Annotated in this window: 9 protein-coding genes; 2 read left to right on the top strand and 7 right to left on the bottom strand. The window is 67.6% G+C overall.

The window, feature by feature from the left end:
- The coding region (locus tag VM054_04360; GenBank protein ID HUT98290.1) for a hypothetical protein at window positions 1-491 on the bottom strand (491 nt) is incomplete at its 3' end.
- A gap of 92 nt (window positions 492-583) precedes the next feature.
- Window positions 584-2254 carry an ATPase, T2SS/T4P/T4SS family gene (locus VM054_04355; GenBank protein ID HUT98289.1) on the bottom strand — a complete coding sequence of 557 codons (1671 nt, stop codon included), beginning with the start codon at window positions 2252-2254 and terminating at the stop codon, window positions 584-586.
- Between the two features lie 261 nt (window positions 2255-2515).
- On the opposite strand from VM054_04355, the gene VM054_04350 reads away from it, so the two are divergent.
- Window positions 2516-4276, top strand: coding sequence for an ABC transporter substrate-binding protein (locus VM054_04350; protein ID HUT98288.1), 1761 nt, complete (start codon window positions 2516-2518; stop codon window positions 4274-4276).
- A 138-nt stretch (window positions 4277-4414) separates the two neighbouring features.
- A complete protein-coding gene (locus tag VM054_04345; GenBank protein HUT98287.1) occupies window positions 4415-4879 on the top strand; it encodes a VanZ family protein in 465 nt (154 codons plus the stop codon).
- Here VM054_04345 and VM054_04340 read toward each other — a convergent pair.
- The 5 genes from VM054_04340 to VM054_04320 form a co-directional block, all read right to left on the bottom strand.
- A complete protein-coding gene (locus VM054_04340; GenBank protein HUT98286.1) occupies window positions 4876-5616 on the bottom strand; it encodes a biotin transporter BioY in 741 nt (246 codons plus the stop codon). The genes VM054_04345 and VM054_04340 overlap by 4 nt on opposite strands.
- 57 nt (window positions 5617-5673) lie before the next feature.
- Window positions 5674-7506 (bottom strand): glutamine--fructose-6-phosphate transaminase (isomerizing), encoded by a 1833-nt coding sequence (gene glmS, locus VM054_04335; protein HUT98285.1) that lies wholly within the window; start codon window positions 7504-7506, stop codon window positions 5674-5676.
- Window positions 7507-7597: 91 nt separating this feature from the next.
- On the bottom strand, window positions 7598-9451 hold the full coding sequence (locus VM054_04330; GenBank protein ID HUT98284.1) for a DUF2723 domain-containing protein: 1854 nt from the start codon (window positions 9449-9451) through the stop codon (window positions 7598-7600).
- A 178-nt stretch (window positions 9452-9629) separates the two neighbouring features.
- On the bottom strand, window positions 9630-10445 hold the full coding sequence (locus VM054_04325) for a hypothetical protein (GenBank protein ID HUT98283.1): 816 nt from the start codon (window positions 10443-10445) through the stop codon (window positions 9630-9632).
- Window positions 10446-10464: 19 nt separating this feature from the next.
- Window positions 10465-10702: FlgD immunoglobulin-like domain containing protein (locus VM054_04320; protein ID HUT98282.1), on the bottom strand; the 238-nt coding region annotated here is incomplete at its 5' end.

Genomic DNA, 10702 nt, shown 5'->3' with positions numbered 1-10702 from the left:
CCCAGCGACTCCAGGAACAGGCCGTACTCGAAGCGGAACCGCTCGGCCAGGTAGCCGTCCTCGTTGAGCACCCGCTCCAGGGTGCGCAGGAACTCCACCGTCAACCGGCTCACCCGCCAGCGGGTGAAGAAGTGGCGGTCGGCCGACGTGCTCCGCTCCAGCGCCTCCTCGAAAGCCACCAGGACCCGCGCCGGGTCCACCGTTATCACCTGCTCACCGGTCGGCCAACCCAGGAGGCGGTCCAGCTTCTCGCTCCGGAATATCTCCTCGAAGATGAGGCTGGCGGCGTCCGACCCCGTGTGGCCCCCGCGGGCGAACTCGGCGCAGGCCCTCTCCACCAGCCGCATGAAACTCCCGCCGTGGAGCAGCCGGTCGTTGCCCCAGCGCAGGACCTCGTACAGAAAGCCCTGGCGGAACTCCTCGAGGTAGCGCTCTACGAGCGTGCGCTCCTCCCTCTTCGATACGTCCCCCGGCGGTTCTTTCTCGGGCATGGCGTTTTTAACCGCCCCTCGGGGCGAACCGAGCTTTAGCGAGCTATGCCTCTGGCAAATTGCGGTTTCTCGCGCGGCGTCGCGGGCCTTAATTACGTCAGGCGCAGGAGCTCGGCCACGGAGATGTCGCCGGAGAGGGCCAGCTCGAGCCCGATCTCACGGGCACTCCGGAGCCCCGCCCGGCGGGCCGCCCGGCTGAGCTCCTCGATGGAGAGGTCCCCGGCCAGGAGCTGCCTGATCTGGGCGTTGGGCGTCAGGTGCTCGTAGATGAGGACCGTGCCCGAGGAGCCGGTGTGGTGGCACTCCTCGCAGCCCGGCGCCTCGTAGAACGTGAAGGGGCGCGTGGCGGCGATGTGCAGGCTGTCGAGAACCGCCTTCGTGGCCTTGTAGGGCCGCTTGCAGCGGGGGCAGAGACGGCGGAGCTCCCGCTGGCTCGTGACCAGCACCAGGGAGCTGGCGAGGAGGAACGGCTCCTTGCCGACCTCCTTCAGGGCCAGCACCGCGGACAGGATGCCCGAGCTCGCCAGCCGGAGGATGACCAGGATGCGGGCGTAGCTGGCGCCGATGAGGGTGTTGGCCACCTCGGCGGAGGAGAGCTCGTCCACGAAGAGCACGTCGGGGTCCTGCTCCAGGACGGCATCCACGGCGTCGGCGTAGGTGAGGCCGTCCTCGGGGTGGGGCCGCAGGGTGTCCACCTCCTCCAGGCTGAAGGTGGTGTGCTCCTCCACGGTCAGAATCGCCCGGCTCCTCCCGTCCATTTCGGCCAGCAGGGCGTAGGCCAGGTCTTTCTTGCGCGAGAAGGGCGGACCGGAGAGGACGATCAGGCCGTGGCGGCCCTCGCCGGACTCCCGAAGGAGAACGGCCAGTCTCTCGGGCACCGCCAGTTCCTCGAAGGTGGGCACCCCGGAGCGGTTTGTGTCCAGGCGCAGCACGGCGCGCTCGCCCCGGGCGGTGGGGATGAAGATGGCCGAGACCGACACGATGTTGCCGCCCAGGTTCAGACGGAAGTGGCCCTTCTGCTGCTGGGTGCGCTCCGAGGTGGGGAGTCCCGCCAGGACCTTGAGCTGATTGAGGAGGGTCCGGCTGCTCGCGGCCAGTTGGAAGGGGGCGGGTTCCAGGACCCCGGCGCGCCGTAGGCGGACGTAGAGGCCGCCGTCCGTCTCCTGGAGGTGGACGAACTCGCCCCCCGCGTCCAGGGCCGCCCCGACCAGCCGCGCCACCGGGCTGTCGGCGCCCGGCGTGTAACCGCGGAACACCGGCTCGACCGCAGGCCGCGGCTCGACCGTCGGCCGGCCCGGGGGCGGCGGGGGGAGGTCCGGTGCGGGACGTTCCCGGACGGCGTCGGTGTAAACCGCGTCCAGGGCGTCGGCCAGCTCCATCTCCAGCATCAGGTAGGGAACGACCTCCTTGCCGGTCACGAAGGCCAGCTCATCGAGGACGAGGACGTTCTGGGGCTCGGCGGTGCCGATGGCCAGGCGGCGCCGATCCTGTTTCAACGGCACGACCCCGTACTTCTTCGCCTCGCGGACCGGCAGGAGCGCGGCCAGCTCCGGGGTGAACCGGAAATCGTCGGGAACGGGATCCACCCCGGCCTGTTCCGCCAGGAGACGCTTGAGCTGCTGCTCGCTGACGACGCCCTCGTTGACGGCCAGGGTGCCCAGGAGCCCGCCCACGGACCGCTGCCGATCCAGGAGGCGCTGGACCTGCTCCCGGGTGGCGAACCCCCGCTCCACCATCAGCTCTCCGAGGCGCTTCTTGGGCACCGACCCTCCTAGAAATACCGGGGAATAGTCTACCAGAAGTGACACCGCAGCGCAAAACGTAACGCCCCCGGCGCAACGTAGTAAAGCCCCGGCGTAACTGCGACGGCGCAGCCGTAAAGGCTCTTTTATGGAGTACCGACCCGCCCGCTTACGGAGACGGCGCGAACTTCCGCGGCCTTTGACCATCCCGGGGCCGCCGGGGTATAATTCCCTCTCGGGACCGTGCGTCTCCCGTCTTTAACGCCCCCGTGGAGGGTCGGCTTGAGTATCCGCGGCCGAAGGCATGTCTGCGCCCGGAGGCAAATCCCCCTGCCGGGACCGCTCTCGTTGGTCGTCCTCGCGCTCGTCATCGGCGCCTGCCAGCCCGAGAACGGCGAGATACCCGACCGCGCCCGGGAACACTTCGAGCGGGCGAACGCGGCCTACGAGGCGAAGGACTACGCCGGCGCCATCCAGGGGTTCCAGGCCGTCGTGGACGTTTACTCCTACACGCGGCTCTACCCCATCGCCCTCTACCGCCTGGCCTACTCGAAGCTGCGGGTCGGCCGGTTCGCCGAGGCGGAAAGCGATTTCGCCGACTTCTTGAAGGAGTTCCCCCGCCACGAGCTGGCCGAGGACGCCCAGGTTCTCTACGCCCGGGCGTTGAGCGAGCAGGGGGAGTACTTCGAGGCGGCCTACGCCCTGGCCAAAATCGCCGCCGACCCCGACAACCGGCTGGCCGAAACGGCCCTCGAGGGCTTCACCCAGCACTACGAAGTGCTGGACCGGGAGCACCAGCGGCAGCTCCTCGAGGAGTTCGAGAACACCTACCTCGGGGCGTACCTCCTCTACACGCTGGGCACGGAGGCTTACGGGCGGGGCGACATGGAGTCGGCCGCCCTCTACCTCCGCCGGCTCACCGAGCACCCCCTGGCCACCGAATTCCGCGACAAGGCCCCCGCGCTCCTGGAGGAAATAACCGCGGGCATGGCCCTCAAGCCCAAGGTCATCGGCTGCCTGGTGCCGCTCACGGGGGACATGGCCCCCTACGGGCGCGAGGTGCGCTACGCCGTCGAGGTGGCCGCCTCGGAGTACAACGCCTCCCACAGCCGCAAGCTAGAGGTGGTGGTCGCCGACAGCGGGGACACCGACGAGGGCGCCGTCAGGGGCCTGCGGAGCCTGGCGGAGGAATCCCAAGCCATCGCGGTCATCGGACCGCTATCCTCCACCGCCTTCCGCGCCTGCATCCCGTGGGCCGACGAGTACCGGATGCCCCTGGTCACCCCCGCGGCCACGGAGAAGGGCCTCGCCGCGCTCTCGCCCTTCGCCTTCCGCAACGCGCTGACTTACGAGGCCCAGTGCGAAACCCTGGCCAAGTTCTGCTCCGAGCGCCTCCACCTCGACCGCTTCGGCATCCTCTTCGAGGAGACGGCTTACGGCGAGGGGATGCGCGACGCTTTCAAGCGCATCGCGCCGGGATTCGGCATCTCCGTGGTGACCGAGCAGGGCTACCCGCTGGAGGACAAGTCCTACACCGAGGAGTGCCAGGTCTTCCGCAAGCTGGGTCTGGACGCCATCTTCATCCCGGGGCACCAGCCGACCCTCACCGAGCTGGCGGCGCAGCTCGTGTACTACGGCATCGTGGCCGAGCTGGTGGGGGGGAACGGTTGGAACGCCGAGTCGGTGACGCGGATGGGCCTGCGGTACGTGGAGGGGGCCATCTTCTGCGACGCCATCTTCTCCCGGAGCCGGCGGCCCGAGGTCCAGTCCTTCATCGTCGGCTTCCGGGGGCGGGCGGGGGACGAACCCTCCTACCTCGCCGCCCACGCCTACGACACCTTCGGCATCATCGCCGCGACCCTGGACTCGGGGGCCGTCTCCCGCTCGGAACTGGCCGACCGCCTCCTCGCGGTCCGCGACTACCCCGGCATCGTCGGCAAGACCAGCTTCGACGCCGACGGCGAGGCCCATAAGCCGCTGACCATCCTGACCATCCAGGAGAATGAGATAGTGGAGTTCGGGACCGGCCTGGGCGATTTTTAAGTGGACGAGTGGGGCCAGTTGATAAAGGTGATAAAGAAAAGCACTCGACGAACGGAATAATACGGATTTTTCCGGTGGCGTAGAAGGTCGCAAAAGGCCCGCCTCGGGGCGGGCTGAGGTTTTTTTTACAGGGGGGATTTGTCAGGCGAGGGTGAGCCGCGCGTCTGGCCCGGAAGAATCGGGCGCATACTGGCCTCCGTCGGGCTTCTGGCGGGGATGGTCGGTATCTTCTTCCTGTCGGAAGCGAGCGAGCTGCCGCAGCCGCCTTTAATTTTCCCCGGTCTGGACAAGCTGGAGCACGCAGCAGCCTTCGGCATCCTGGGGGTCCTGGCCTACCTGGCGCTGGGCGTGCGCCACCGCGGAGGAAAGCCGGATTTTCGGCCGATACTCCTGGCCGTCGTCATCGTAACGCTCTACGCCGTCTTCGATGAGCTGCACCAGGCCCGTGTACCGGGGCGGAACCCCTCCTTCTACGACGGCCTCGCCGACATGGGCGGGGCCATCCTGGCGGTGACTTTTTGCTGGAAGCTCTTCCGGCGGGCCTTGCGCCGACGCGGCGTAATCCAAAAATCGAAACGACCGCCGGGACCCGGAACGGCCTAGAGCCTGAAGTAGGGCGGCAGGTCCTCCTCCTCGCGCGCCTTCAGCTCCCGCCGGGCCCGCTCCACCTCCTCCCCGTCCACATCGCCGCCCTCGGGCGGTTTTTTCTCCTCCCGGTCCAGGGCTTCCAGGAGCGCGTAACGCTCCTCCTTCCGCCGACGGCGCTCCGACCTTTGCCGCCGGACGACATCCCGCCGCCTCGTCTCCCGCCGGTAGAAGAAGAAGACGCTGAAGGCTATACCTGAGCGGAAAAAGTCGCCCACGGCCATCCAGAGCGTACCGAGCCGGAAGGTCTCGATCCAGGAATACCCGCCCGGGCCGACGAGCCAGAGCGTCCCGGTCAGGTTGGAAGCCACGAGGGCCACGAACAGCCCCAGGGCGAAGGTGCCGGGCCGCGGCTCGTTCCAGCTCAGCCAGAGAAAGAGCCCGCCGAGGCCGGCGAAAAAGAGCGGGGCCAGGGCGTAACCGCCGGCCCCCGAGGCGAAGAATCCGAGCCCCGCGTTACCCCCCGGGAGGACCGGCAGCCCGATTGCGCCGAGCAGGAGGGGCAGGGCGGCTCCGGCCAGGGCCCACAGGGGCGGGAGAAAACCCGCCGAGACGGCGGCCACCGCCGTCGCCAGACCGGTGTAGGCCTCGACGCCGTGCAGCCGGGTCGCCAGAGGGGCGAAGAGAAGGGCGGCCCCCGCCGCCCCGAGGGTGACGAGGAGCTTCACCCAGCGTGGTCTGTCGGCCAGAAGCATGGTCCTGCCGCCCGTCGGAGGTGGCCCGTCATCGCACCGCGTCGCGGTCGGGGAAAATCACTCCACCGTGACGCTCTTGGCCAGGTTGCGCGGCCGATCCACGTCGCAGCCGCGCAGCACCGCCACGTGGTAGGCCAGAAGCTGCAGCGGCACCACGGTCAGAAGCGGCGAGAGCTCGTCTATCACCGGCGGGATGAAAATCACGTGGTCGGCCGTCCTGCCGACCTCGGTGTCCCCCTCGGTGGCCACGACGATTATCCTCCCGCCCCGGGCCCGGACCTCGGACACGTTGGACATCGTCTTCTGGTACGTGGGCCCCGCGTTGCAGATGGCCACCACCGGCGTGTCGGACTCGATGAGGGCGATGGGGCCGTGCTTGAGCTCCCCGGCGGGGTAACCCGTGGCGTGGATGTAGGAGATTTCCTTGAGCTTGAGCGCCCCCTCGAGGGCGGTGGGATAATTGTACCCCCGGCCGATGAAGAAGAAGTCCTTGGCGTCGGCGAACTCGCCGGCCAGCTTCCGCAGGGCGTCGTTCTGGGCCAGAATCCGCTCCATCTTCGCCGGTATCTGCTCCAGCTCGCGCAGGACCTTGCGCACGGCGTCGTCGTCTATGGCGTACTTCAGCCGACCCCAGTGCATGGCCAACAGGACCAGGGCGATGAGCTGGGCGGTGAAAGCCTTGGTCGAGGCGACCCCTATCTCCGGGCCCGCCATCAGGTGGATGACCCCGTCCGACTCCCGGTCAATGGTGGACCCCTCGACGTTGACCAGGGAGATGACCTTGATGAACTTGCTCTTGGCCTCGCGGATGCCGGCCAGTGTGTCCGCCGTCTCCCCGGACTGGCTGATGGCCATGACGATGGTGTCGCCGCCCAGGACGGGGTTGCGGTAGCGGAACTCGCTCGACACGTCCACCTCGACGTGGAGCCTGACGTAGTGCTCCAGGAGGTACTTGCCCACCAGGCCGGCGTGCCAGCTCGTGCCCGCGGCCTGGATCACCACCCGGCTGACCGAGTTCAGCTCCTGGGGGGTGAGGCCGAGGTTGGAGAAGGCGATGTCCCGGTGGTTGGCGACCCGGCTGATGAAGATGTCGCCCAACAGGCGCGGCTGCTCGAAAATCTCCTTGAGCATGTAGTGGGCGTAATCGCCCTTGTCCAGGTCCTGGTCGTCCAGCTTTATCTCGCGGACGACGAGCTCGATTGGCTGGGCCTCGCGGTCTATCACCGTCACCCGGTCCCGGGTCAGCTCCACCACCTGGCCGTCCTCCACGAAGACCACCCGCCGGGTGAAGCGCAAGAGGGCGTTGGTGTCCGAGGCGATGAAGTTCTCGCCCTCCCCGAGGCCGATGACCAGGGGCGGCCCCTGACGGATGGCGTAGACGGTGTCCGGGAATTGCTCGCTGATGACGGCCAGGGCGAAGTAGCCGTCCATCCGGCTGAAGGTGGCCAGGAGCGCCCGCTGGGGCGGGAGCCCGTCGGAGAGGTAGTCGGCCAGAAGGTGGGCCACCACCTCGGAGTCGGTCTCGCTCTTGAAGACGTGACCCGCCTTCTCGAGCTCCTCCCGGAGCTGGAGGTAGTTCTCGATGACGCCGTTGTGGACGATGGCCAGGCGGTCGTCGCCGTCGGTGTGGGGGTGGGCGTTGATGTCCGAGGGCTCGCCGTGGGTGGCCCAGCGGGTGTGCCCGATTCCGATGGTCCCGCCCAGGGGCTGGGAGGCCAACAGGTCGGTGAGCTGACGCAGCTTGCCTTCTTTTTTACGCACCCCGAGCTCGCCGCGGTGGATGGTCGCGATTCCGGCCGAATCGTAGCCGCGGTACTCCAGCTTCTCCAGCCCGACGAGGAGGACGGACTGGGCAACCTTATTCCCCACGTACCCGACGATACCGCACATGAAAACCTCCGGCGACGTCTGGGGGCAAGGGGTTTAAACCCCTTGTCTCCTTCTACGTTCGATGATTATAGCAGGCTCGCAGGCCGGGCCGCTAGCGCAGATCGGACAAGAGGCGCTCCGCGAGAATCTTGACCTCGGGCTCGGCGAAACCGGCGAGGGCCGCCTCGAGCTCGTCCCGGGCCCCGGGTGCGTCTCCCGCGGCCAGAAGAGCCAGGGCAAGGCTGTAACGGGCGCTGGGCATCCAGGGATTCAGCTCCGCGGCCCGACGGAACTCCTCCGCCGCGGCGCCGGGATTTCTCTCCAACAGCCACCGGCCCAGGGCGAGGTGGGCGTGGGGCGAAACCCCGGCGTACTCCGAGGCTCGTTCTCCGGCGACCTCCCACAGCGGGGCGCCGCCCGGGGTTTCGAAGCGGGCCAGGAGGTAGCGAGCGGCCGTCTCGTCGGCGTAAATCCCGCCGGGCCCGACCGCCTCGAGGTACGCCGTGGGCCGGGCCGACGTCGTCGCCGCCACGGGGGGGAAGAGGTAACCGTAGCCCCAGCGGGCCGCGGGGAACCGGTTCGCGCTCTGGGGGGGGTCGGAGTAGAACGCCTCGGCGCCGTCGGAAATTCGCCGCCGGACCAGCGCCTGAACCCGGGGGGAGGTTATCATCCCGGCCTCGTCCGCCACGACGACATCCGGCCGCCCGTCGCGGGCGTAGTGACGGTAGAGGAGGGGGAAGCTGAGGTCCCCCGTGAAGAGGACCGCGGCATCCGGCGGCGGGCAGCGCAAGAGGTTCGCACCGTGGGGCCGCACCGCCAGATCCTCCGGCACCGAGGCGTTCAGGAAGCCGGCCACGGCCAGGACGGCTACGGCGGCCGAGCCCGCTCCCCGGACCGCGCATAGCAGCCCCACCCTCCGCTCCTCGACGAAGGTGAACAGGCGGTCCAGCGCGTATCCGAGCGCGTACACCGCCGCGAAGACGAAGAGGAAGCACCCCAGGAGGAAGAAGACCTCGAGCCCGATGACGGCGTACCGCGCCGCCCAGTAGAGGTCGGCCAGCGCCCCCGCGGCCAGGGCAACCGTCAGCACCGGCCGCCGCCGGACCAAGAGCGCGAACCCGGCCAGGGACGCCCCGACGAGGTACACCGGGAGCTGACCCAAGAGGTACCCGCCCAGCAGCCCCGCGTTGCTCCAGAAGTAACCGCCGCTCACGCCCCAGTACTCGCCGTAGCTGGCGCCCCCGAGGACGAAGCCCAGCCTCTCCAGGCTGTCCGGTGAGAACCAGGCGACGGCCGGGCCCGCGGCTGTCCGGACCGGGAGGTAGAGGTAGGCCGAGAGGCCGAGGAGCCCCGCCGTCGTAAACAGGGCGTAGAAGGCCGCCGGCGGTTTCTTTTCCCGCGCGTACCTGATTAAAACGTAGAGGACGGCCGGCGCCAGGAAAATTTGGGTGATGTGGTGGGCCAGGGCCAGACCGTAACAGAGGGCCAGCGCGAGGAGGTCCCGGGTCGTCGCCTTGTCGCCCCGGCTGCGGATAATCGCCCATAGAACCACAGCGAGGCCTAGCAGGGTGAAGCCGTAAACCTCGACGAAGACCGCCCCCCGGACGGCGATGGCGGAGGCGGAGAATAAAAGGGTCGCGAGAAAGGCCGACGTCCGCCTGAGCCCGAGCGCGCCCAGGGCACCGAAGACGAAACCCGCCGCGGCGGAAACGGCGAGGACGTTCAAAAGGCGCAGACCCAAGAGCCCGTCGCCCGCGAGCGCGGTGAACAGGTGGCCCAGGTTGATGAAGAGGGGATACCCGGGCGGGTGGGGAATCCCGAGAAGGACAGCGGAGGCGGCCAGCTCGGGTCCGTCGCCCAGGGAGAACCCGGCGGGCGAGACCGCCAGGTACGCGACGAGGACGAGCCCGCCAAGCGCCAGGACCGGCCAGAAGTCGCTCCCCTTGGATTTGATGGCCTCCGTCAACGAACCCCCCGGGTGCAGTGGTCAATATACCATAACGGTCATTGGGCTAGGTTCAACCGGGACGTAAAAAAGGGGGCCCGAAAGGCCCCCTACTTCAAACTGAAAGAAGTGTCCGACACTGAGCGTGACCGTAACATAAAAAGGGGGCCAAATAGGCCCCCTTCCATCCCTCATGACGCTAGGGGTTCGGGTTGTATGGGTAACCGTAGGGGTAGGTCAGCAGGTCGGGATCGGGGTTCATCTCCAGGAGGCGGTCCACCTCTTCGTTGACGTCCTGCCAGTCGCTGGCGACGAAGTCGGGTGTCTCCTCGATACGCTCACGGCAGAGGTTGATGTGGGCGACGGCCTTGGCCATATTGCCGTCGGCCAGCATGTAGGCCATCGCGGCGTAGAGTTGAATGTGCCAGGTGGACAGGGCGTAGGAGTTGTCCTTCAAGTCCCTGAAGTACCAGTTGCCGTAGTTCCAGTCGAACTTCCAGTCTGAGTCTCCGTCGGCCGAATAATCATCGAGGGGGTTGTCGCCGTTGGTCGCCTCGGAGTCGGCCTTGCAGGCGATTTCGAACTCATCAATCGCCCGGTCGTAGTATTCCGTGTCTGCATTGCCGGCCAGGTAGAAGGTGAGGCCGGAGCCGTAGTAGGCGTCCATGTAGAACTTGAAGTAGAGGTTCTGCCTCTCCGTCGTTTCCTGATCGAGCGGGTTGCCGATCGTCTGCTTGGCGTAAGAGAAGCTCTGGAAGGCGGCATCGTAGTCGTCCCTGGTGAGCGCCACCCAGCCGAGGCCGTTCCAGGCGTTGGTGTATGCCTGATCAATCTCCAGGGCTTGCTCGAAGTTGTACTGGGCGCTGGTGTCGTCACCGGCGAGGAGGGCTCTCCAGCCTTCGTCGCAGAGCTGCTCGGGGTTCGAGGGAATGGGTACCGTGACCTCGGTGCAGCCGGCAACCATAAGCGCCAGTCCGACGACCACGAGCCCGACTACTAGGGTTTTGTCCTTCACGGGGTTTTCCTCCTTGTGCTTAGCGAACGAGGACCAGTCGCCGGGTTGCGCTGTCGGTTTCGGTATCGAGTTTGTAGAAGTAAACGCCGCTCTGCACGCTCGTCCCGCGGGAGGCAGTGCCGTCCCAGCCGAGCGTGTGACGGCCGGCCGTCAGTGTGTCGTCAACCAGCGTCGTGATCAGACGGCCCGACAGGTCGTAAACCGCCAGACGGACGTGCGAGTCCGACGGCAGCGAGAAGTTGATCGTCGTCTCGCCG

The organism is bacterium (assembly GCA_035528375.1).
In the GTDB taxonomy this organism is placed as follows: Bacteria; RBG-13-66-14; RBG-13-66-14; order RBG-13-66-14; family RBG-13-66-14; genus RBG-13-66-14.
The sequence above is the reverse complement of the archived record's forward strand: the minus strand, read 5'-3'. Positions and strand labels throughout refer to the sequence as shown.

What these genes read in the sequence shown, in the direction of transcription:
- VM054_04340 (HUT98286.1), bottom strand. Translation starts at nt 5,616, where the DNA reads ATGCTTCTGGCCGACAGACCACGCTGGGTGAAGCTCCTCGTCACCCTC.
- glmS (HUT98285.1), bottom strand. Translation starts at nt 7,506, where the DNA reads ATGTGCGGTATCGTCGGGTACGTGGGGAATAAGGTTGCCCAGTCCGTC.